Origin of the sequence: Aeromicrobium sp. Leaf350 (assembly GCF_916858655.1) — a bacterium.
Taxonomy (GTDB): Bacteria; Actinomycetota; Actinomycetes; order Propionibacteriales; family Nocardioidaceae; genus Aeromicrobium.
This window is the reverse complement of sequence record NZ_CAKASL010000001.1, coordinates 435,830-457,796: the sequence shown is the minus strand read 5'-3', so window position 1 is coordinate 457,796 and position 21,967 is coordinate 435,830. Positions and strand designations below refer to the sequence as shown.

The 21,967-nt window shown below is 71.6% G+C and carries 23 protein-coding genes; 10 read left to right on the top strand and 13 right to left on the bottom strand.

All coding sequences use genetic code 11. From position 1 onward, the window contains the following. Positions 1-13: 13 nt before the first annotated feature. The 4 genes from LO931_RS02345 to LO931_RS02330 all read right to left on the bottom strand — a co-directional run bounded on the left by LO931_RS02345 (position 14) and on the right by LO931_RS02330 (position 4,490). A complete protein-coding gene (locus LO931_RS02345; protein WP_229051603.1) occupies positions 14-1,108 on the bottom strand; it encodes an iron chelate uptake ABC transporter family permease subunit in 1,095 nt (364 codons plus the stop codon). Then, positions 1,105-2,169, bottom strand: a complete 1,065-nt coding sequence (locus LO931_RS02340) for an iron ABC transporter permease (protein WP_229051602.1) — start codon at positions 2,167-2,169, stop codon at positions 1,105-1,107. The genes LO931_RS02345 and LO931_RS02340 overlap by 4 nt, the downstream gene beginning before the upstream one ends. Before the next feature lie 62 nt (positions 2,170-2,231). Further along, positions 2,232-3,317 carry an ABC transporter substrate-binding protein gene (locus LO931_RS02335; protein ID WP_229051601.1) on the bottom strand — a complete coding sequence of 362 codons (1,086 nt, stop codon included), beginning with the start codon at positions 3,315-3,317 and terminating at the stop codon, positions 2,232-2,234. 84 nt (positions 3,318-3,401) lie between these two features. Beyond that, positions 3,402-4,490: an ABC transporter substrate-binding protein gene (locus tag LO931_RS02330; RefSeq protein WP_229051600.1), complete on the bottom strand. Its 1,089-nt coding sequence runs from the start codon at positions 4,488-4,490 to the stop codon at positions 3,402-3,404. 50 nt (positions 4,491-4,540) lie between these two features. Between LO931_RS02330 and LO931_RS02325 the strand changes: the two genes are divergently transcribed. The 5 genes from LO931_RS02325 to LO931_RS02305 all read left to right on the top strand — a co-directional run bounded on the left by LO931_RS02325 (position 4,541) and on the right by LO931_RS02305 (position 7,661). Next, positions 4,541-6,100 carry an AraC family transcriptional regulator gene (locus tag LO931_RS02325; protein WP_229051599.1) on the top strand — a complete coding sequence of 520 codons (1,560 nt, stop codon included), beginning with the start codon at positions 4,541-4,543 and terminating at the stop codon, positions 6,098-6,100. 99 nt (positions 6,101-6,199) lie between these two features. Next, on the top strand, positions 6,200-6,595 hold the full coding sequence (locus LO931_RS02320; RefSeq protein ID WP_229051598.1) for a hypothetical protein: 396 nt from the start codon (positions 6,200-6,202) through the stop codon (positions 6,593-6,595). Continuing rightward, complete coding sequence (locus tag LO931_RS02315) at positions 6,588-6,977, top strand: phage holin family protein (RefSeq protein WP_229051597.1); 390 nt, start codon at positions 6,588-6,590, stop codon at positions 6,975-6,977. The genes LO931_RS02320 and LO931_RS02315 overlap by 8 nt, the downstream gene beginning before the upstream one ends. Then, on the top strand, positions 6,974-7,195 hold the full coding sequence (locus LO931_RS02310; protein WP_229051596.1) for a DUF3618 domain-containing protein: 222 nt from the start codon (positions 6,974-6,976) through the stop codon (positions 7,193-7,195). The genes LO931_RS02315 and LO931_RS02310 overlap by 4 nt, the downstream gene beginning before the upstream one ends. A 34-nt stretch (positions 7,196-7,229) precedes the next feature. Then, a complete protein-coding gene (locus LO931_RS02305) occupies positions 7,230-7,661 on the top strand; it encodes an SRPBCC family protein (protein WP_229051595.1) in 432 nt (143 codons plus the stop codon). Between the two features lie 162 nt (positions 7,662-7,823). On the opposite strand, the gene LO931_RS02300 is transcribed toward LO931_RS02305, so the two are convergent. From LO931_RS02300 to helR, 3 genes are all read right to left on the bottom strand, one after another. Continuing rightward, positions 7,824-7,982 (bottom strand): hypothetical protein, encoded by a 159-nt coding sequence (locus tag LO931_RS02300; RefSeq protein ID WP_229051594.1) that lies wholly within the window; start codon positions 7,980-7,982, stop codon positions 7,824-7,826. 40 nt (positions 7,983-8,022) lie between these two features. Continuing rightward, on the bottom strand, positions 8,023-8,787 hold the full coding sequence (locus LO931_RS02295; RefSeq protein WP_229051592.1) for a sigma-70 family RNA polymerase sigma factor: 765 nt from the start codon (positions 8,785-8,787) through the stop codon (positions 8,023-8,025). Positions 8,788-8,898: 111 nt separating this feature from the next. Then, on the bottom strand, positions 8,899-11,094 hold the full coding sequence (helR, locus tag LO931_RS02290; protein WP_229051591.1) for an RNA polymerase recycling motor ATPase HelR: 2,196 nt from the start codon (positions 11,092-11,094) through the stop codon (positions 8,899-8,901). 205 nt (positions 11,095-11,299) lie between these two features. Here helR and LO931_RS02285 point away from each other — a divergent pair, with 205 nt between their 5' ends. Further along, positions 11,300-11,869: a type 1 glutamine amidotransferase domain-containing protein gene (locus LO931_RS02285; protein ID WP_229051589.1), complete on the top strand. Its 570-nt coding sequence runs from the start codon at positions 11,300-11,302 to the stop codon at positions 11,867-11,869. Positions 11,870-11,896: 27 nt separating this feature from the next. Here the strand turns inward: LO931_RS02285 and LO931_RS02280 are convergent, their stop codons facing one another. The 3 genes from LO931_RS02280 to LO931_RS02270 form a co-directional block, all read right to left on the bottom strand. Continuing rightward, positions 11,897-14,257 carry an ATP-dependent DNA ligase gene (locus LO931_RS02280; RefSeq protein ID WP_229051588.1) on the bottom strand — a complete coding sequence of 787 codons (2,361 nt, stop codon included), beginning with the start codon at positions 14,255-14,257 and terminating at the stop codon, positions 11,897-11,899. Between the two features lies 1 nt (position 14,258). Continuing rightward, a complete protein-coding gene (locus LO931_RS02275) occupies positions 14,259-15,212 on the bottom strand; it encodes a Ku protein (protein WP_229051586.1) in 954 nt (317 codons plus the stop codon). 73 nt (positions 15,213-15,285) lie between these two features. Next, positions 15,286-15,492 carry a hypothetical protein gene (locus LO931_RS02270; protein WP_229051584.1) on the bottom strand — a complete coding sequence of 69 codons (207 nt, stop codon included), beginning with the start codon at positions 15,490-15,492 and terminating at the stop codon, positions 15,286-15,288. A gap of 135 nt (positions 15,493-15,627) precedes the next feature. Between LO931_RS02270 and LO931_RS02265 the strand changes: the two genes are divergently transcribed. After that, positions 15,628-15,846, top strand: a complete 219-nt coding sequence (locus LO931_RS02265; protein ID WP_229051583.1) for a hypothetical protein — start codon at positions 15,628-15,630, stop codon at positions 15,844-15,846. Positions 15,847-15,887: 41 nt separating this feature from the next. Here the strand turns inward: LO931_RS02265 and LO931_RS02260 are convergent, their stop codons facing one another. Further along, positions 15,888-16,355, bottom strand: a complete 468-nt coding sequence (locus LO931_RS02260; protein ID WP_229051582.1) for a MarR family winged helix-turn-helix transcriptional regulator — start codon at positions 16,353-16,355, stop codon at positions 15,888-15,890. A gap of 92 nt (positions 16,356-16,447) precedes the next feature. Between LO931_RS02260 and LO931_RS02255 the strand changes: the two genes are divergently transcribed. After that, positions 16,448-17,914, top strand: coding sequence for an MFS transporter (locus LO931_RS02255; RefSeq protein WP_229051581.1), 1,467 nt, complete (start codon positions 16,448-16,450; stop codon positions 17,912-17,914). Between the two features lie 2 nt (positions 17,915-17,916). Here the strand turns inward: LO931_RS02255 and LO931_RS02250 are convergent, their stop codons facing one another. Continuing rightward, a complete protein-coding gene (locus LO931_RS02250) occupies positions 17,917-18,567 on the bottom strand; it encodes a dihydrofolate reductase family protein (RefSeq protein ID WP_229051580.1) in 651 nt (216 codons plus the stop codon). Positions 18,568-18,662: 95 nt separating this feature from the next. Between LO931_RS02250 and LO931_RS02245 the strand changes: the two genes are divergently transcribed. Beyond that, positions 18,663-19,838: a YibE/F family protein gene (locus LO931_RS02245; RefSeq protein WP_229051579.1), complete on the top strand. Its 1,176-nt coding sequence runs from the start codon at positions 18,663-18,665 to the stop codon at positions 19,836-19,838. On the opposite strand, the gene LO931_RS02240 is transcribed toward LO931_RS02245, so the two are convergent. Continuing rightward, the gene (locus LO931_RS02240) at positions 19,819-20,571 is read right to left on the bottom strand and encodes a DUF429 domain-containing protein (protein WP_229051578.1); all 753 of its coding nucleotides are present in this window, start codon (positions 20,569-20,571) and stop codon (positions 19,819-19,821) included. The two genes, LO931_RS02245 and LO931_RS02240, sit on opposite strands and share 20 nt — an antisense overlap. A gap of 75 nt (positions 20,572-20,646) precedes the next feature. On the opposite strand from LO931_RS02240, the gene LO931_RS02235 reads away from it, so the two are divergent. Further along, positions 20,647-21,954: an HNH endonuclease signature motif containing protein gene (locus LO931_RS02235; protein ID WP_229051577.1), complete on the top strand. Its 1,308-nt coding sequence runs from the start codon at positions 20,647-20,649 to the stop codon at positions 21,952-21,954. Positions 21,955-21,967 lie beyond the last annotated feature (13 nt).

Sequence of the window (21,967 nt, the reverse complement as noted above, 5' to 3'; positions counted from 1 at the left end):
GTCTCGTCCCGTCTCACGCGATCGAGGTGGTCTGGTGGCGGCGCGCCTCGCGGACGAGCAGCCAGATGAGGTAGACGCCGCCGACGCAGACCGTGATGAGTCCCACCGGGATCGGCCGGTAGAAGCTGGCGACCACGAGCGAGAGCAGCTGGGCGCCCATGAGCAGCACCGCGCCCATCGCGGCGGCCGAGAGCAGGCTGACGCCGGGGGAGCGGGTCAGGCGTCGGGCGATCTGCGGTGCCACGAGGGCGATGAATCCGAGCGGCCCCGCCGTGGCAGTGACGAGGGCCGTCGTGGAGACACCCACGACGATCAGGGCGAGCCGGGTCGCGCCCACGCGGGTGCCCTGCGTGACCGCGGCGTCGTCGCCGAGCTCGAGCCTCCGCAGCGCGGGCGCGAGCAGGGCCGAGCACGCGCAGATCACGCCGAAGATCATGAGCGCCGGCACCATGCTCGACCACGTGACACGACTGACCGAGCCGGCTCCCCAGAACCCCACGGCGAGCGCGTCCTCGATGTCGGCGCGGGTGATGAGGTAGCTGTTGATCGAGCCGAGCATTGCCGAGACGCCGATGCCCACGATGATCAGCCGGAAGCCCTGCACCCCGCGTCGGTACGACAGCACGTAGACCACGAAGGCCGTCGCGATGCCGCCGATGATCGCGGCGGAGGCCAGCGACCAGTAGTCGCGGGTGTTCATCAGCAGCATCACGACGACGACCGCGGTGTACGAGCCCGCGTCGAAGCCGATGACGTCGGGGGAGCCGAGCGGGTTGCGGGTCAGTGACTGGAAGATCGCCCCGCCGATGCCGAGCACGGCGCCGAACACGATCGCGGCGACGATGATCGGCAGCCGCCACTCGAGCACGATCATGCGGTGGAAGCTCTGGCCGCCACCGGTGACCGTGCGCACGACCTGCTCGAGCGTCAGCGGGTAGTCGCCGAAGCGCAGGGCCACGACGCCGCTGCCGAGGGCGATCGCGAACAGGATCGCCGACACCGTGAGGATCCGCACCGGTACCCGGGCGGAGAACCAGCGCGTGCGCAGGCTGCGGGTCGCGTAGCCGAAGTCGACGCTGGTCCCGGTCTGCCGCTGGAGGATGCTCACAGTCCGCTCGCCTTCGATCGACGCACCAGCAGGATCAGCACGGGAGCACCGACCACCGCCGTGACGATGCCGACCTCGATCTCGCCAGGCCGGGCGATGACGCGGCCGATCACGTCGGACAGCAGCACCAGGATCGGCGCGGCCAGCGCGGAGTAGGCGATGACCCAGCGCTGGTCGGGCCCGGTGAACCAGCGCACGATGTGGGGCACCATCAGACCGACGAAGCCGATGCCACCGGTCAAGGCGGTGCCGCCGCCGGCGAGGAGCGTCACGGCGACGATGCCGAGCACCCGGGTGCGCATGATGCTCGTGCCGAGCGAGGCGGCGAGGTCGTCGCCGAGGGCGATCGAGTTGAGCGCGCCGGACAGGACCAGCGCGAGCAGCAGACCCGCGATCAGGAACGGGAACACCTGCCACGTGTCGGTCAGGTTGGTGCCGTCGATCGAGCCGACGCCCCACCGTCGCAGGCGCTGGAAGGTCTCGGGGTCGATCAGGGTCAGGAACGTGCCGACGCCGCCGAGCACCGCGGCGAGCGCGACACCGGCCAGCACGAGCGTGATCGGCGAGGCCGACCCGCCGCCGGACGCACCGATGACGTAGACCAGCACCGTGGCGATCGCAGCCCCGAGGAACGCGAACCAGACGTAGCCCTGCGCGCTGGAGATGCCGAAGATGCCGACGCCGAGCGTCACCGCGAAGCCCGCGCCGGCGTTGACGCCGAGGATGCCCGGGTCGGCCAGCGGGTTGCGGGTCAGCGCCTGGATCAGCGCGCCGGCGACCCCGAATGCCGCCCCGACGATGATGCCGACGAGCGTGCGCGGGATGCGCAACGTCCACACGATGATCGACGCCTCGGTGTCGTCGTGCGCCCAGAACCCGCGCCACACGCTGTCGAGCGGCAAGGGGTTCGCCCCGTACATGAGGCTCAGCGCGATCGAGACGACCAGCAGTCCGAGGATCACCAGCAGCCCCAGCGCGCGCCGCCGGTACAGCGATCCGTCGGGCCGGGCGGGCACCTCGTCGGGTGCCCGGTCGGTCGCGGGGGTGCTGGTGGCGGTCATCAGGTCCTGTTCTCGGGAACGTAGGGCAGCCTAAGCCGTTTGCGCCGGTGGAGGCTGCGGGGTCAGGAGAACGGGATGTCGGCGAGCCAGCCGTCGGCGAGCGCGTCGGCGGTCCACGGCAGGGAGAGGGCGCTGGCCCCGCGACGCAACGGCCACACGGCGTTGGCTGCCTCGCCGCCGTCCGAGGTGATCAGCGGGTCGGTCGCAGCCCCTGCGGGGTAGATGAGCGACTCGTAGCGACCGTCGGCGACAGCGGGCACGGCCTGGAACAGTGGCTGCGACTCCCGAGCCTCGCGGCCGACCTCGTCGTTGTAGATCATCACGAGGGCATCGGCGTCGAGCAGGCCCTGGTTCTCCTCGGAGATCGCGTCGGACTCGACGAAGCTGGTGGCCGTCGGGTTGGCCGCGAAGCCGAGGTCGAGCAGCAGGCCCTCGGCCGGTCCGCCGGCGACCGTGTAGTACGACATGCCGTACTCGGGGCCGTAGTCGTAGCCGATCGTGACGGTCTTGCCCGCCCACTCGGGGTGGGCTGCAGCGACCTCGGCGATGTGTGCGTCCGCCTCGGCGACGGCCTCGTCGGCGGCCTCGCTCAGGTCGAGGGCCTCACCGATCTGTCGCTGCAACGCCCGCCAGTCGGTCCGGTCGCCGTTGCCCGGGTCCTCCGGCAGGTCGAGGACGGGAGCGATGTCGCTGAGCTTGTCGAACTGCTCGGTGTCCTGCAGGAAGCCGGGCACGACGATCAGGTCGGGCTCGGTGGCGGCGATCGACTCGTAGTCGAGCACGAAGTCGGTGATCTCGTCGGCGACGCCGATGCCGTCGAGGTAGGCGGAGTCGTTCCACTCGTAGCCGGCCTTGGCGTCGCGGCCTCCGTAGTACACGGGCGTCACGCCGATGGCCTCGAGCGCGTCGAGGCTCGAGGAGTATCCGAACACCGCGATCCGCTCGGGACGCTCCTGGAGGGTCGACTCACCGAGCCACGTGTCCAGGGTCAGCGGGTACTGGGTCGAGCCCTCGGCCTCGGGCAGCGCCACCGCTTCGACGGGACCCTCGTCATCGGATCCTCCGCAGGCGGAGAGCAGGCCGGCGACCAGCACGCCCGCGGTCGCGAGAAGGACGAGGCGTCGCCGGGTGGGGTGGATCGTGGTCATGGTTGCTCCTCCGCTGGCTCGGGTGACGGGTGGGGTGGTGGCCGGTCCGCACGCCCCCGAGCACGTGCGGACCGGCCGGTCGGGTCAGGAGAGGTCGACGCCGCCGAGCCAGCCGTTGGCGATCTTGTCGGCCGCCCACGGGAGGGCGATCGCGCTGGCGCCTCGTCGCAGGACCCACACGGCGTTCTCGACGAGCTGGCCGTCCGAGGTCATCAGCTGATCCGTCGCCGAGTCCTCCTGGAAGACGAGCGACTCGTAGCGGCCCTCGGCGACGGCCGGGATGGCCTGGAACAGCGGCTGGGCCTCACGGAACTCGCGGCTCTTCTCGTCGGTGTAGATCACCACGAGGACGTCACCGTCGAGCAGCGCCTGGTTCTCCTCCGAGACGACGTCGTCGGTCGTGAAGTTCTCCGCCAGCGGGTTGGGCACGAAGCCGAGGTCGAGCATGACGCCCTCGGTCGGGCCGCCCGTCACGGTGTAGTAGGACATGCCGAACTCGGAGCCGTAGTCGTACATGATCGTGGAGGTCTTCCCGGCGTACTCGGGGTGCGACGCGGCGACCTCGGCGATCGTCGCCTCGGCGTCGGCGACGGCCTGATCGGCGGCCGCGCTCAGGTCGAGCGCCTCGCCGAGCTGTCGCTGGACCTCGCGCCAGTCGACCTTGTCGCCGACACCCGGATCCTCGGTGAGGTCGATCACGGGGGCGATGTCGGCCAGCTTGTCGTAGTCGGCCTGCTCGATGATCGCGTTGAAAGACACGATGAGGTCGGGTTCGGCGGCGGCGATGCCCTCGAAGTTGAGGACGTCGTCCTGCACGTCGGTCACGCCGATCTCCTCGAGGTAGGCCGGGTCGTTCCAGGCCCAGCCCTTCTCGGCGTCACGGCCGCCGTAGTACACGGGGGTCACGCCGATGGCCTCGAGCGCGTCGAGGTTGGAGGAGAAGCCCACCACGGCGATGCGTTCCGGACGCTCCTCGAGCGTCGACTCGCCCAGCCAGGTGTCGAGGGTCAGCGGGTACTCGGTCGTGCCCTCGGCCTCGGGCAGGGGGACGGCGGCGACGGGGCCGTCACCGGCGTCGGACGAGCCGCCGCAGGCGACGAGACCGGCGGTGAGGACGAGAGCGAGCGCGGCGCCGAGGGTGCGGCGCGGGCGGCGGGAGGTGACGGGGGACATGAGGGCCTCTCGGGTGGGCAGCAAACCGTCTTAGGCTAGCCTTCCCTCTCGTGACCGAGTTGCTCGAACGCGCCACCTGCTTGACCCCGCTCTGGCGCGGCGCCGTCCCGAGCATCCCGGCGTCGCGGATCGAGCCGGTCGCCGAGGACGACGCCGTCCTGATGTGGGTGCGGCACGGCACGCTGACCGTGCAGGTCGAGGGTCGCGAGGCTCTGGTCGCCACGGCCGGTCAGGCGGTGTGGGTGCCACCGGGGTTGCGGCACTCGGTCGACCTGGCCCGAGGCGGCGTGGCTCTGCCGCTGCTCGCCGACGGCGACGACCTCCCCGAGCCGCTCGTGGGCCCGTGCGTCGTCGCGGTGCCGCCGGACTGGTCCGACTGGATCGTCCACCGCATGGCACGCTCGTTCGGCTTCAGCAGCGGGGCCGTCCCGGACCGCTCCCGCCTGCGTGACCTGCTGGCCGGCCTCGTGCCGGCCGGCGGTGACACCGACTGGACACCCCTCCCACCGATGCCACGGTCGCCCGGCCCCCGCGCGGTCGTCGATCGACTGCTCCGCGACCCCGCCTGCGCCGCGAGCCTGACCGAGCTGGCGTCCGGGGCCACGACCAGTCCTCGCACGTTGCAGCGCCAGCTGCGGGCGGAGACAGGATGCAGTCTCGCGCAGTGGCGCACGGCGATCAGGACGGATGCGGCGGCCGCTCATCTCGCCGCGGGCCGGGACATCGGCTGGACCGCGCATCGGGTCGGGTACGCGAGCATCACAGGCTTCACCCACGCCTTCACCGACCGCATGGGCGTCAGTCCCGGCCGTTTCGCCGCCGGTCGCGCGTCGGCAGCCCCGGCCTCCGGTCCGCCGTCCCACGACCTGGCGTCGCTCGTCGTCGCCGAGGCGCTGCCGACGGCTCCGCCACCCGTGCCGGCGGTGCCCCTGGCCTCGTGGATCACCCCCTTCGACAGCGTGCTGTGGGTGTACCGCGGTGCCGCCACGATCGAGATGGGAGGACGTCGCCGGGAGCTCACGGCCGGCGACGTGGTCTGGCTCGGTCGTGGGCTCGCCCACGAGCTGGAGGTCGCGGAGGGTTCTGTCGTGCTGCCGCTGGGGTGGAAGCCCGGTGGTCGCCCGGTGCGGGCCGAGAACCTGCGCGTCGTCCGGATGCCGCAGGACGAGGACGTCGAGCTGTACCTGCTCCACACCGTGGTGGCGAACCACTTCCTGCTCCGCCCGCGAGGGCACGACGAGCAGGCGTTCCTCGACCTGCTCCACCCGGTGCAGCCGGTGCCCGAGCAGCTGCCGGCACCGGTCGAGGCGATCGTGACCGCCGTGATCGAGGACCCGTCGGACCGACGCAGCCTGGCGGCCTGGTCGTGCGAGCTGGACGTCGACGCCGCGACCCTGCGCCGCGACTTCGAGCTGTGCCTCGGCGCGCCGTTCCCGCGGTGGCGTGCCACGGCGCGCATGACCGAGGCGCGGGCCCTGATGTGGGACGGCCATCCGCCCTCGGTCGTCGCGCGACGACTTGGGTACGCGCACGTCTCGGCCTTCAGCAGGGCCTTCAGCACCGCGCACGGCATGCCGCCACGCGAATGGTTGCGCCGCGACGCCGGCTGATCCTCGGACTGCGACGTGTCGCGAATGGTGCAAGGGTCGAGGGGTACGTCCGACGCGACAGGCGGGCCCGGCCCGTCGGCGACACACTCGGGAGGAACCATGCTGAGGAAGACCACCATCCTCGCGGCTGCTGCCGTGGGTTACGTGCTCGGTGCACGCGCCGGGCGGGAGCGGTACGAGCAGATCGTCTCCGCTGCCGGCCGCGTCAAGAGCGACCCGCACGTGCAGAAGGCCGCGAACCAGGCCCAGGACTACGCGGCGCAGCAGGCGCCCGTCGTGAAGGAGAAGGCGCAGGCTGCTGCCGGCAAGGCGGCCGACAAGGCTGCCGAGGCCGCCGCCACGGCGAAGGACAAGGTCCAGGACCTCGTGTCGTCGGACGACGTGCCGACGCCCGACACCTCCGTCAAGGGCGCCCCCAGCGGCAAGACCCCCAAGGCACACGGCGACCCGCTCCCGGGCACCCCGGAGAACCCCGTCCAGGCCGACGATGCCTGAGGGCGACGCGCGCGAGCCCACCGTCGGTGAGCTGACCGCCCAGCTGGCCGAGCAGACCGGTCGCCTCGTCCGTGACGAGATGGAGCTGGCCAAGGCCGAGGTGCGCGAGAGCGTGAAGCACGCCGGCATCGGCGTCGGACTGTTCGGCGCCACCGGGCTCCTCGCCGTCTACGGAGTCGGCGCGCTGGTCGCGGCCGCCATCGCGGCGTTCGCCCTCGTGGTCGACGTGTGGCTGGCGGCCCTCATCGTGGCCGGCATCCTGTTCGTCCTGGCCGGGCTAGGCGCCCTGCTCGGCGTGAAGCAGGTCAAGGAGGTCGGCCCGCCGCACACGGCCGAGAACGTGAAGAAGGATCTGGCTGCCGTGAAGGGGGAGCACGCATGAGCGACCGACCCGGGCCCGGAGCCTCCGCGAAGGAGATCCGCGCCGACATCGAGCAGACCCGCGAGCAGCTGGCCGACACCGTCGACGCGCTCGGCGCGAAGGTCAGCCCGGCCAACGTCGCCGCGCAGGCGAAGCACGGCGCCGCCGAGCGCTGGCCGCAGCTCGCCGTGCTGGCCGTCACCGCCGTCGCGATCGTCGTGGCCTGGCGCAAGCTCTAGGTTCGCGCGGCGTCCAGGCGGGTACTCCCGTCGCATGACCACCATCAGCCGTACGTTCACCGTCCAGCCCACGCCTGCCGTCGTCCTCGACTACCTCAAGGACTTCGCGAACGCCGAGGAGTGGGATCCCGGCACGGAGACGTGCCAGCAGATCGACAGCGGCCCGGTCGAGGTCGGCACGCGCTGGCACAACGTCTCGAAGATCGCCGGTGTGTCGACCGAGCTCGTCTACGAGCTCGTCGAGCTGACCGACTCGCGGGTCGTGTTCACCGGGTCGAACGACTCGGCCAGCACGACCGACACCATCGAGGTCGTGCCCGCGGGCGACGGCAGCGAGATCACCTACACGGCGGAGATCGAGATGAAGGGCGCCGCCAAGCTCGGCACGCCGTTCGTGAAGCTCGTGTTCGAGAAGATCGGCAGCGACACCGAGGACGACATGACCACGGTGCTCGACCGCCTCTGAGCTCGTGGGGCCGCCCCGACAGGGGGCGGCCCCGGTAGCCGTGGGCTTGACCACCGGGGCCTGGGAGCGGCTGTCCCGCGGGGCACCCGATCCATGCAGGAGACGTACCCGCTCCGCCGAGTCGCATGCCGTCGGACGCAGGAAGTTTCGCCGGACCGCGAGTCAGTCGCTCGGGACCGGGTCTCCCGCCGGGGTGCCCGCGGGGTCGACGTCAGGGTCCGGAGCCGGGAGTCCCGGCTCGATCGCCGGGTCGGCCCCGGGCGTGTCCGGCTGCGTCGGCTTGACCGGGGGACGGTCAGGATCCTGCGGAGCGATGGTCATGGTGCGTCCTCTCGATGGGTGGAGATGTCTCGGTGCCCGTTCAGCTCGCCAGTGGCGTGTCGTCGACGGCGTCGCGGAGTCGGGCGAGCACCGTGGTCAGGCGTCGCGAGACCTGCATCTGCGAGATCCCGAGCTCGCGGCCGATGTCCTTCTGCTTCCGGTCCTCGGCGAAGCGCAGCTGCAGGAGGCGTCGGTCCCGCTCGTCGAGCGCGCGGATGGCCGGGGCGACGGCCACGAGTCCCTCGGCGAGCGCGAGGTTCGGGTCCTCGGCGCCGAGGGTCTGCGCGAGCGCCACGTCGGTCCCGGGCGTCGGGGCGTCGAGCGACCGCGGCGAGAACGCACCCGCGACGGCGTCGGCCTCGGTCAGCGCCGCGACGGGCTGGTCGATGCGATCGGCAACCTCGTGGGACGTCGGCTCGCGGGACAGCTCGGCGCGAAGATCGTCCCGCGCGGCCGTCGCCGCAGCCTGGACCTCCTGGATCCGACGTCCGGGACGCACGACCCAGGCCTGGTCGCGGAAGTGGCGCCGCAGCTCACCCAAGATCGTCGGGATGGCGAAGGCCAGGAACGAGCGCTGCTCGACGTCGAACCGTCGCACCGCCTGGAGCAGACCGAGTCGAGCCACCTGCTCGAGGTCGTCGGCCGCGACCCCTCGACCGCAGTAGCGGCGCGAGAGACGGCGCGCGAGAGGGAGGTTGTCCTCGATGACCTGGTTCTGGAGGCGTTCGCGCTGGAGCGATCCGTGCGAATGGGCTTCGGTGAGCAACCGGTGAGACTGCTCCTCGAGGTCGACTGAGACTGACATGGGTACGTCCCCGGGGTTCGGACTCGAACGGCTGAGTGCTCAACCGGTGAGTCCCCTCCACGGAACCACGCGCTCCAAGCCCCGGCAACCGGGCGGACCCCACTCGCCGGCTCAGACCGACGGCGACGTCAGGACGACGAGCCGCTGCGTGGCTCGTGTCATGGCGACGTAGCGGTCCACGGCGCCTGCGATGCCGGTGCCGAAGGTCTCCGGGTCGACGAGCACGACGAGGTCGAACTCGAGTCCCTTGGCCAGGGTGGGCGTCAGCGTCCGGACCCGCGGATCCGCCGGCGCCTGGTCCGACGGTGCGCGCGCGATGACGCAGGCCGTGCCCTCGTCCGTCGACTCGAGCCAGGCGGTCAGCACGTCCTCGAGCTCGGCGACGTCGCCGTGCGTGACAGGCTCTCCGGTGCTGCGGATGGACGTCGGCACGTTCGCGTCCGGCAGCGCCGCCCGGATCACCGGCTCGGCCTCGGACATCACCTCCGCGGGCGTGCGGTAGTTGATCGTCAGCGACGCGAGCTCGACCTGGTCCAGCCCGATGCGGGCGAGCCGCTCGGCCCACGACTCGGCGAAGCCGTGCCTCGCCTGGGCGCGGTCGCCCACGATCGTGAGACTGCGGGAGGGGCACCTCACCAGCAGCATCTGCCACTCGGCGTCGGTGAGCTCCTGGGCCTCGTCGACCACGACGTGCGCGAACGGCCCGGCCAGCAGGTCCGGGTCGGCGTCCGGCGCGACCGCCGCGTCGTCGAGCGACGCCTTGAGGTCGTCGCCCCTCAGCATCGACATCAGCATGAGCTCGGAGTCGTCGGTCGCGATCAGGTCGTCCACGACGCGGCTCATGCGGTCGCGCTCGACCGCCACGGCCTCCTGCTGGCGTCGGCGTCGGGCCGAGGCGTCGGGGTCGCCCAGGCGCAGGCGTGCGGCGTCGAGCAGCGGCAGGTCGGCCTCGGTCCACGCGTAGCCGTCGTCGCGCTGCAGCAGCTGCACCTGCTGGTCGCTCAGCCACGGGGCGCACCGTTGCAGGTAGGCCGGCACGGTCCAGAGGTCGGCGACCAGGTCGGTGGGCTCGACGATCGTCCAGGCGCGGTCGAAGGTCTCCCGCAGGTCGCGGTTGCGGTCGAGCGAGCGCCGGAGACCGTCGCTGGGGCCGCGCTCCGCCTCGGGGTCGTCGTCGACGTCGCCGAGCGCCTCCGCCACCCGGTCGGCGACGATCGCGACGAGGGCGTCCCACACCTGGTCGCGGGCCACGTTGTGCGGGACGCCGGGCTCGGCCGCCGCGAACGCCTCCGCCCAGTCGCGCGACGCGAGGCGGACGTCGGCCCAGGGCGTCTCGACCGAGAGGGGCTGGGTGGGTGCCTCCTCGTACAGGGCGACGGCGGGCTCGATCGCGGTCAGCAGCTCGACGCCGGCCTTGAGCCGGGCGACCTCGGGATCGGACTCGGCGCGCGCACGTCGCCCCTCGGGCACGAGGTCGCGCACGGTGCATGTCTGGACGCCCTCCTCGCCGAGGCTCGGCAGCACGTCGGCCACGTAGGCCAGGTACGGCGCGTGCGGCCCGACGAACAGCACGCCGCCCCTGCGGTGGCCGAGCCGAGGGTCGGAGTACAGCAGGTAGGCGGTGCGGTGCAGGGCGACGACGGTCTTGCCGGTGCCGGGTCCTCCGTCGATGACGAGCGCACCGCTGGAGCCGGCCCGGATGATCGCGTCCTGGTCGGACTGGATCGTGCCGAGCACGTCCCGCATCCGCTCGGAGCGGCTCGTCCCGAGCGACGCGATGAAGGCCGACTGGTCGTCGAGCGCGACCGAGGACTCCAGGCCGTCCTGCGTGAACGCCTCGTCCCAGTAGTCGGTGATGCGGCCCTGGCTCCAGCGGTACCGGCGGCGGCTGGCGAGCCCCATCGGGTCGGCGTGCGTCGCGCCGAAGAACGGTTCGGCGACGGGGGAGCGCCAGTCGACCATCAGCCGCTCGCCGCCGGCGTCGTGCAGGCCGAGCCGACCCACGTAGACCCGCTCGCCGTCCGTGGTGACCATGCGCCCCAGGCACAGGTCGACGCCGAACCGGCGCAGCAGCGCGAGACGCGACGTCAGGTGGTGCACCTCCTGGTCGCGCTCGAGCGCCTCCGTGCCGCCCCGGGTCGGCCGCTTGCGCGCCTCGTCGAGCCGAGCCGTGTGCTCGCCGACCTGGGTCGCGAGCGACCTGCCGATCCGGTCGAAGTGCTGGTCGTCATCGGCCACCAGCGCGGCGTCCGCCTTGGCGGCGAGCCCGTCCGGCAGGTGGAAGATCGTGTCGTGCGAGCTGGCCATGGTGCCCCGTTTCCCCTCGGATTGCAGCGTCGGCCGGCCATTCTGGGTCAGGGAGGGGGTCTTGCGGCAAGCCCCGGTTCGCGCTATACCTTGGATCACGGAGGGGCTCGTGCCCCTCCTTTCGCACGTCCGGGCTCGCTTGGGTGAGGGTTAGCGTCGACGGGGTACTCCCTTTCCGACGTACTCGATCCGAAGGAGAACCCGCATGAGCACCCTGAACGGCACGAAGATCCTCGTCCTCACCTCGCAGGAGGGTGTCGAGAAGGCCGAGCTGGAGCAGCCGCTGGCGGCGATCCGCGAGGCCGGAGGCACCGCCGTGCACGCCGCGCCGAAGGTGGAGCCCGTGCAGTCGATGGTCGGCGACACCGACAAGGACAGCACGTTCGACCCCGACATCGCCGTGGGCGACGTCCAGGTGACCGACTACGACGCGCTCGTCATCCCCGGCGGCACGGTGAACGCCGACCACGTCCGCGCGGACGCCGCCTCGGTCGCGATCGTCACGGCCTTCGTCGAGGCGAAGAAGCCGGTCGCGGCGATCTGCCACGGACCGTGGGCGCTCGTCGAGGCCGCGGTGCTGCCGGGCAAGACCCTCACGTCGTTCCCCTCGCTGCGCACCGACATCACCAACGCGGGCGGCACCTGGGTGGACGAGACGGTCTTCCACTGCCCGGGCAACGGCTGGGACCTCATCACCTCGCGCAACCCCGACGACCTCGAGGCGTTCAACGCCACGATCGTCCAGGTCGTCGGTGGCCGCGGCCCCCGCATCTGAGCCTTCCAGGACCTGGTGGTCTCCCCGTCACTCCCGTCGGACGTCGCCGGCCGCCACGTCCGTGCGCAGGCCCTTCCACACGGGGTGGCGAAGGTGGCCGTCGCCGGTGAGCTCGGTGAAGTCGACCTCGCCCACGATGCGGGGCGTGACCCACCGGGCCACCCGCGCGACGTCGCGGGGGACGTCGGCGAACGGCGAGGTCTTGCGCTCGGACCGCTGGAGGCGCGAGGCGAGCTCCTCGAGGTCGCGCTCGCTGAAGCCGGTGCCGACCCGGCCCAGGTAGGTCAGGCCGCCGTCCTCCGGCACGCCGACCAGCAGCGAGCCGATCGAACCGGACCGGCGCCCGTTGCCGGGGCGCCAGCCGCCGATCACGACCGACTGCGAGCGCTGGTGCTTGAGCTTGACCCAGGAGCTCGACCGCTTCCCGGGCAGGTACTTGGAGCCCACGCGCTTCGCCAGGACTCCCTCCAGGCCACGACCGCGGCTCTCCTCGATCGCCTCCTCGAGCGTCCCGGTGAACGCCGGGGGCACCTCGACGGACTCCAGGTCGTCGAGCGCGAGGTCGGCCAGCTCCTCGCGGCGCCTGGCGTAGGCGAGCGACGTGAGGTCGCGACCGCCCGCGCGCAGCACGTCGAACACCAAGAACCGGACGGGCACCTGTTCGCGCGCTGCCGCGACGTCGGCCGGTGCGCTGAGCTGGATGCGCTGCTGCAGCAGACCGAAGTCGGGCGCCCCGCGCCGGCCGAGGGCCACGACCTCGCCGTCGAGCACGATCGGTTCCCCGGGGGCGATCGAGGCGAGCGCCTCCGTCACCTCGGGGTAGGTGGGGGCGACCTGCCGGCCGGTGCGGCTCAGGAGCGACACGTCGCCACCGTCCAGCACGGCGATCGTGCGCACGCCGTCCCACTTCATCTCGAACGCCCAGTCGTCGCCGGACAGGTCGGACGCGGTGCCGGGACTGGCCAGCATCGGCTCGACGGCGAGCTTCCTCAGCGAGCCGCGCTCGCCCACCCCGGCCGGCTTCATGACGTGGGCGAGCCAGTTCTTGCCGGTCCGCACGAGCGCGATGCGTCGCTCGCCGCCGAGCCCGCCGTCCTCGCCCCCGCGGAGCGTCACGATGACCTCTCCGTCGTTCCACTTCTCGGTCTCGTACGTGCCGGAGTCCCAGATCAGCGACTCGCCGCCGCCGTACTCGCCCTGCGGGATCGTGCCCTCCCACGTGGCGTACTCCAGCGGGTGGTCCTCGGTGGGCACCGCGAGCCGGTTGCGGCGCGGGTCGTCCGGGATGCCCTTCGGCAGGGCCCAGCACCGCAGCACGCCGTCGCGCTCGAGACGCAGGTCCCAGTGGAGGCTGCTCGCGTGGTGCTCGTGGACCACGAAGACGCGTCCCTCGCCCGAGCCCTTCGGCCGCCCCTTCGGCACCGGCTCGGGCGTGCGTGACGCGTCGCGCTTGGCGCGGTACGCCTGGAGGCGGTCGGTCTCCTCGACCCCGTCGTGAACGGCTGAGCGGCCCAGGGCGGCCATCGGGTCCTTGCGACGCTTCATCCGGGCCAGCACCTCGTCGAGCCGCAGGTGGCGCAGGTCGGGGTCGTTGAGCTCGCGCCAGGTGCGCGGCACCGCGACGAACGGCTCGTCACGCCCGCGCAGCGAGTACGGCGCAATGGTCGTCTTGGCGCCATTGTTCTGGCTCCAGTCGACGAGCACCTTGTCGGTGCGGTCGGTCTTGCGCATCGACGAGACGACGAGGTCCGGCAGCTCCTCCTCGAGCGCCTGGGCGACGCGCTTGGCGAAGGCGTTGATGGAATCCGCGTCGTTGGTGCCGTCGAGCGCGGCGTACAGGTGGAGGCCCTTGCTGCCACTCGTGACCGGGAACGGGTCCAGGCCGATGTCCTTCAGCAGGGCGCGCGCCCGCTTGGCCACCACGACGCACTCGGGCAGGCCGGTGCCCGGGCCGGGGTCGAGGTCGAGCACGAGGCGGTCGGGGTTCTCGTGCGTGCCGCTCGGTCCGACTCTCCACTGCGGCACGTGCAGCTCGAGCGCTGCGACCTGTCCGGCCCAGGCGAGCGCCGCGGGCTCGACGAACAGCGGGTAGGTCGTGGTGCGCGCCTTGTGCTCGATGCCGACGCGAGGGATCCAGTCGGGCGCCGAGTCGGGCAGGTTCTTCTCGAAGAAGACCTCGCCCGGGTCGTCCGCGGTGCCCACGCCGTCGACCCACCGCTTGCGCGTCACGATGCGTCCCGTCACGTGCGGGAGGAGGTACGGCGCGACTTGGAGGTAGTAGTCGATGACCTCGGCCTTGGTCGTGCCCGTGGCCGGGTACAGCACCTTGTCGGGGTTGGTCAGCCGCAGCTGCCGACCGCCGAGCTCGGTCGTGACGGCCGCTGCCACGTCACGCAGACTTCTTCTTGGGCGCCGTCTTCTTCGCGGCGGCCTTCTTGGCGGGGGCCTTCTTCGCGGTGGTCTTCTTCGTCGCCGCCTTCTTGGCCGGGGTCTTCTTGGCCGGAGTCTTCTTCGCGGTGGTCTTCTTCGCCGCCGACTTCTTGGCGGGTGCCTTCTTCTTCGCGCCGGCCTTCTTCGACAGGCTGCGCTCGAGCGCGTCCATCAGGTCGATCACGTTGTCGCCGGAGTCGTCGCCACTGTCGTCGGTCACCAGCACCTCGGCGTCGTCGCCCTTCTCGAGCTTCTGGGCGATGAGGTCGCGCAGCTGCTCCTGGTACTCGTCGGTGAACGCGCCGGGATCGAAGTCGTCGGACAGCGACTCGACGAGCTGCTGGGCCATGTCGCGCTCGCGCTGCGAGATCTTCGGCGTGTTCTCCAGGACGTCGAACGCGGGGGAGCGGACCTCGTCGTCCCAGAGCATGGTCTGCAGCACCAGCACGTCGCCGCGGACGCGCAGGGCGGCGAGCCGCGTCTTGCGGCGCAGGGCGAAGCGCACGATCGCGGTGCGGTCGGTGTCCTCCAGGGCGCGGCGCAGCAGCGTGTACGGCTTGAGCGCCTTGTCCTCGGGCTCGAGGAAGTACGCCTTGTCGAGACGGAGGATCTCGACCTGGTCGGCCGGCACGAACTCGACGACCTCGATCTCGTGGTCGCGCTCGGCCGGGAGGAGCTCGAAGTCGTCCTCGCTCAGCACGACCCGGCGGCCGCCCTCCTCGTAAGCGCGGTCGATGTCCTCGTAGGGCACGACCTTGCCGCACTCCTCGCACCGTCGCTGGTACTTGATGCGCCCGCCGTCCTCGGAGTGCACCTGGTGCAGGGGGAGGTCGTGCGACGACGTCGCGCTGTAGACCTTCACCGGCACCGAGACGAGGCCGAAGCTGATGGCGCCCTTCCAGATCGCTCGCATGTCTCAGTGAACCGCGAAGTTGCAGTGGTCGCTCGCCGGCCGGGCCGGGGGCACCGGCCGACGAGGACCGGTCTCAGGAGTCCGCGTCGGGCTCGCGGTCGGAGCCGCTGGCGGGCTCGAGGGGCTCGGCCGGGCGGCCGTCGTCGTCGACCTCGCTGGCGTCCGGCGACGCCTGCGTCGGCGGCTCGTCGGTGTCGGGCTCGGTGTCGGGCGACGTCTTCGGGTCGACGGGCGCCGTGCCGTCGGTGCCGGGCCCGGAGTCGGGGTGGGACGCGTTCATGGGGGCTCCTCGGATCGGGTGGACGTGGACGGGGGAGGAGTACCCGCAGGACGCCGGTCCACGCACCGGGCTCGTCCGGACCTCGAATCGCAAAGGCGCATGCATGAGGCGCGGATTTCGGGGTACCTGCCTGGCATGAGCACTTTCACCGAGGACCAGCTGGAAGCGATCCAGAACGTCGTCGACCGCGTGTCGAGCTACCAGGACGGTGCCCCCGAGGGCACGGTCGCTGACGAGCTTCGCAAGGGTCTCGACGAGGCAGACGTGACGGTGGAGGAGGACCAGCTCGATCGACTTGCGCAGGCGATCGACGCTGCTGACGGTGACGTCAACGCCTCCGACGTCCTGGGCTGACCCGCTCCCACTGGGTCAGTCCTCACGAGCCCCGCTTCCGGTCATCGACCGGGAGCGGGGCTCGTCTCGTCGATGGCGCCCTCGTAGGCGTCCACGAAGGCGACGAGGTCGTCGAGGAAGGCCGCGCGCCGTACGTCGGGAACGGCGGCGAGCGCCCGCTCGACGTATCCCATGTGGCGGTCGAAGGACCGCGAGAACAGCGACTGTCCCGCCTCGGTCACGACGAGCGGCCGGGCGTGGTGCTCGTCAGGGTCGGCTCGGGCGAGGAGCCCGAGGTCGAGGGCCGCGTTCACCTGGCGGTTGACCGTGGACTGCTCCAGGCCCAGGGCGTCGGCGACCTCGCGCATCGTGCGGGGCACGCCGTCCGAGAGCAGCCAGAGCAGGCGCCGGTCGGCAACGCGCATCTCGGACACGTCCTCGGCCGCGCGCTGGGCACGCTCGAGCCGTGAGATCGAGATGATCGCGACCCCCTCGGGGGTGTCGCGGAGATCGTCTGTGACCCGGGTCATGTCGCTCCTCGATGGTTCTCTGCTGCAACGATGTGTAGTCTACATATTGAGCGCGGACCACATCCGTGCCCCAGACTTCCCGAAGGACCTCCATGAGCACCAGCACCCCCACCCGGCGGGTCTTCTCACCGGCCGCGATCATCACCGTCCTCTGCCTCGGCAGCCTCTCCGGCGCGCTGATGCAGTCGCTCGTCATCCCGATCCAGAGCGAGCTCCCCGAGCTGCTGAACACCGACCCGGGCAGCGCGTCGTGGGCCATCACGGCCACGCTGCTCGCGGCCGCCGTCACGATGCCCGTCAGCGGGCGTCTCGCCGACATGTACGGCAAGAAGCGGGTGCTCGTCGCCTCGGCGGCCATCCTCGCGGTCGGCTCGCTCGTCGCGGCCATGGCGAGCACGCTCGCGCCGTTCCTCACCGGCCGTGCCCTGCAGGGCGTCGCGATGGGCTACATCCCGGTCGCGATCAGCCTCGTGCGCGAGATCGCGCCGAAGGAGAAGGCCAACAGCGCCGTCGCCACGGTCAGCGCGACCCTCGGCGTCGGCGGAGCCCTCGGCCTGCCGCTCTCGGCCTGGATCGCCGACAGCTACTCCTGGCACGGGCTGTTCTGGCTCTCGACCGTGCTCGCCCTCGTGATCCTGGTGCTGACGCTGGTGGTCGTGCCGAACGTCTCCGACGGCCACCCCGCGCACATCGACGTCGTCGGCATCGTCGGACTCGCCGTCGGCCTGAGCGCCGCGCTGATCGGCGTGAGCAAGGGCTCGAGCTGGGGCTGGGGCGATCCCGAGACCGTCGGCAGCATCCTCGGTGGCGTGCTGGTGCTGATCGCGTGGGGCGCGTACGAGCTGCGTGCCTCCGACCCGCTGGTCGACCTGCGCATCTCGGCCCGCCGCCCGGTGCTGTTCACGAACCTCGCGGCCGTGCTGATCGGCTTCGGCATGATGGCGCAGTCGATCGTGATGCCGCAGCTGCTGCAGCTGCCCGAGGCCACGGGCTTCGGTCTGGGGCAGACGATCCTGCAGGCCGGCCTCTGGATGGCGCCCGCCGGATTCATGATGATGCTGTTCGCCCCGGTCTCGAGCGGACTGCTCACGAAGATCGGTGCCCGCATCACCCTCTCGATCGGCGCGGTCGTCGTGAGCCTCGGCTACGTCGCCTCGCTGATGCTGATGGGCTCGCCGTGGCAGCTCATGATCGGCGCCCTCATCGGTGCCGCGGGCGTCGGCATCGGCTACGCCGCGATGCCGACCCTGATCCTCGACAACGTCCCGGCGCACGAGGCCGGATCGGGCGTGGGTGTGAACGCGCTGATGCGCTCGGTCGGCACGACGATCGCCGGTGCCGTGATGGCCGCGATCCTGACGAGCAAGACGATCGAGCTCGCCCCGGGCACGACCATCCCGAGCGAGGGTGCGTTCCAGCTGTGCTTCATCGTCGGTGCCGGAGCAGCGCTCGCGGGTGCGCTCGTCGCGCTCCTGGTGCCGCGCCTGCGTCGTCCCGACCCGGAGGCGCTGCAGCCGGTGGACGACGTCGACGAGAGCGCCACGGTCGCGGCCGTCTGAGGCTAGGGCGTCACCTTGCGCGTGAACGTCACGTGCGAGGTGCCGCTCTCGGACGCCTCGGACCGGACGTCGTAGCCCTCGTCGAGCCCACGCAGGTCGTCCCAGAGCGAGATGCCGCGGTTGAGCACGATCGGCGCGATGGCCACGTGGAGCTCGTCGACGAGCCCGGCGCGGAGGTACTCCTGCACGACGGTGGGTCCTCCGCCGATGCGCACGTCACGGCCGGCAGCGGCCTCCGACGCGAGGCGCAGGGCCTCCCGTGGCGGGGCGCTGATGAAGTGGAACGTCGTTCCGCCCTCCATCTCGAGCGAGGGTCGCTCCTGGTGGGTCAGCACGAACACGGGTGTGTGGAAGGGCGGGTTGGGTCCCCACCACCCCTGCCAGTCCGGGTCGTCGCCGTAGAGGTCGAGCCCGAACTTGTGGGCGCCCATGATCTCGGCACCGGTGCCCTCGAAGTACCGGCGGGCGTAGGCGTCGTCCACGCCCGTGGTGCCAGCCCCGGCGTTGTCGAAGACCGTCTCCTGCATCGTGCGGGTCGCGACGTAGGCGGCGACGAGGCGTCCCCAGTCCTCGCCGAAGGGCTCCTCGGGTGTGCCGACCGGCGGCGCCGCGATGCCGTCGAGCGAGATGTTGAGGTCGGCGCGCACGCGCATGGGTGCTCCTTCGCGGGTCGTTGGTGGTCCCAGCGTCGGGTCGGGCAGGGTGTACGTCAACCGCCTGCCCGTCCGCGACGAGAACCGGAGACCCGATGACCGCAGGTCACTCCCACGCCCGGCCCGCCCCGGAGTCGGCACGCCTGCGCAGGATCGCGGTGCTCGTGATCGCGCCGATCGCTGTCCTGACGATCGCCGCGATGGTGTGGCTCTGGCCGTCGGGCGACGTCGCCGGTGCCGAGGAGCTCGCGGGCGAGCAGGTCGACGGGCGGATCGTGTCGATCGAGGCCCAGCCGTGCGAGGAGGAGCTGACCGAGGACACCAACGGCTGCGGGACGGCGCAGGTGCGTCTCGACTCCGGGCCGGAGGAGGGGCGCACGATCGAGGTCGACCTGCCCAACGGCAGCGGCGCCCCGACGATCGCCGATGGTGACGCGGTCGTCGTGCTCGTCAGCGACACCCCGGAGGGCGACCTCTACTCGGTCGTCGACCACCAGCGCGGGTCCGAGATGTGGGTGCTCGTGCTCGTCTCGGTGCTGGCGCTGCTCGCCTTCGGACGCTGGCGGGGGCTCAGCGCGGTGGGCGGGCTCGTGGTGACCTTCGGCATCCTGCTCTGGTTCATCGTGCCCGCGATCCTGGCGGGGGAGTCACCGGTCCTCGTCGCCCTCGTCGGGTCGGCGGCGATCATGGTCTCGGTCCTGTACCTGACGCACGGCCTCACCCTCGCGACCACGGTCGCGGTGCTCGGCACGACCGCGAGCTTCGCGCTCACGGGCCTGCTGGCCGCCGTCTCGGTCGCGGCGCTGCACCTCACGGGCGTCACCGACGACCTCTCCATGGCGGTCGGCTCGACCTACGACGTCGACATGCGCGGACTGCTGCTGGCGGGCATCGTCATCGGCACGCTCGGGGTGCTGGACGACATCACCGTGACCCAGGCGGCGACCGTCGACGAGCTCGCCCGGGCCAATCCCGACTACGGGACCCTTCAGCTGTACCGCGCGGCCACCCGGGTCGGACGCGCGCACATCGCGTCGGTCGTGAACACGATCATCCTCGCGTACGCCGGCTCGTCCCTGCCGGTGCTCGTGCTCGTCGTCGCCGACAACGGGTCGCTCGCCGAGGTGCTGACGGACCAGTTCCTCGCGCAGGAGATCGTGCGCAGCCTGGTGGGCACGCTCGGACTCATCGCGGCCGTCCCGATCACCACGGGTCTGGCCGCCGTGGCCCTCCGTCGCCCGCAGGAGGAGGTCAGCGCCGCACGCGCGTGATGGGGCCGGGCGCGTGCGTGGGTGGCGGCGGGGCGACGACGTAGCCGTCGGCGAACGTGCCGTACACCTGCAGCGCCTGCGGCCGGTGGTGCCACAGCCACGCCACGTGGGCGCACACCACCGCGTCGATCTCGTCCTCGATGCGGGTCAGGTCGCCGGGGCGCGGTTCGTCGATCATGGCGCGCATCTCGGCCCACCGTGCCGACTCCGTGAGCGCGAGCTCGGGCACGGACTCCAGGCACTGCGCCAGGAGCGCGAACCCGGGCTGCCGGTTCGTGCCCTTCTTGTAGAGAATCCGCTCCGGCAGCTCGAACAGGCCGATCAGGGCCGCGTGCGGGTAGACCTCGAGGCACTGCGTGGGACCGCTCCGGTCGTCGGGGTCGCAGGTCCAGTCATGACGCTCGGCCAGCACGGCCCCGCGGGGCGGGTCGAACAGCGGGTTGCTGCGGTTCGACGGATAGGTGCCGGCGGCGAAGCGGCCGTACGCCTGTCCGACGAGCCACTCGGCGCGCCGCTGGCCCGTCTCGTTCGGCACCACCAGCGGAGCGTCGACGCCGACCACGGCCGGTTCGGGCGCGTAGCCGGCGAGCCAGGTGTCGATGTCCTCGTCGGACCGCGCCGATCCCGAGGCCACCAGCCGTCCGGTGTCGTCGACGACGGCGAGCCCGGTGCGGTTGCGAGACCCCCACGCGAGGTCGATGCCGACGTAGTGGCGGAATCGGGGCGGCGGCATTCTGAAACTCTACAGGGTCAGAATTGCCTGCTATGCCGGGCGAAAAGTGTCAGTGGTGGTGGTTAGGTTGGGGGTATGTCGAGGGCCGTTCCTTCTGTTGCTGACCTGATGGGTCTGGCGCGTGATCGTGCGGTCGCGGAGTTCGCTGAGCAGCGGGCGATGCTGGAGTTCCGTGATGGCGAGGTGGCGCGCATCGAGGCGATGGAGGCCTCGTCGATGCGCAAGGTCGTGGAGCGTTCGGGCATCGCGCTGGAGATCGCGATGGCGTCGGGGTTGTCGGTGGGTCAGGTGCAGATGCGGTTGGCGTCGGCCGAGCGGCTGCGTGAGCAGGCGCCCCTGTGTTGGTGGGCGTTCAGTCGTGGTCGTCTGGACGCGGCGCGGGTCAAGGAGATCAGCTCGACGCTTGCGCGGTTGGAGCGTCCGGAGTCGCGTGAGCACCTCGACGGCACCGTGATCTCCTACGCCTCGAAGCACACGGTGGTCGAGCTGCGGGCGTGGTTGAAGCGGTTCGTCAACCGGGTCGAGGCCGACCTGGCGATCGAGCGGGCCAACGCCGAGCGCGAGAAGCGCCGTGTCGAGGTCGTGCAGGTCGAGGACGGCATGGCCTGGTTGAACGCCTACCTCCCGGCGCATCAGGCGGCTGCGATCGCCGCGCGCCTGCGCCGGGGTGCGATCGCGGCCCGCACGGCCGAGGCCGACCACGCTGCCGCCGAGGACGCGGCGACCGGCCAGCCCGGCACGCCGCGGCGCACGCGCGCGCAGATCGAGGCCGACCTTCTGGTCGCGTGGCTCATGAGCGCCGACGACAGCCAGCAGGCCCGCGGCAGGGGGATGGCGATCGACATCGGCGTCCTGATCGACGCTCCCGTGCTGGCCAGCCTGACCCAGGGTCACGCGGCCGCTGCTGACGGGTCCTGGGAGGTGCCGAGCGAGTGGGTCATCGACGAGGCACTGACCGGCGACGCGTTCTGGCACCGGCTCCTGGTCGATCCCATCACCGGCGACACCCTGGCTCACGACTACCCCGGCTACAGCCCACCAGCAGTGTTGAAACGCGCAATCGTGCTGCGCGATGGCGTCTGCTCCGGCCCCGGCTGTCTCAGACCCGCGAGCCAGTGCGACCTCGACCACGAGAAACCGTGGCCCGAAGGACCGACCTCGGGCACCAACCTCGACCCCAAGTGCAGGCGCGAGCACGCGCTCAAGGGTCACGGCGTCCTGGCCGAGATCATCGCCCGCCACCACGCAGCCAAGGCCAGCCACGAGCACCGAGACCGACGACGCCCGCCCGAACACGAGCACAGCCCCATCGAGGCCCAGCTCGCCAAGAGCCTGACCCTCTACGACCCCGCCGACGACCTCCTCGGCACCGCCATCGCCTGACGTCCCCTTGCGC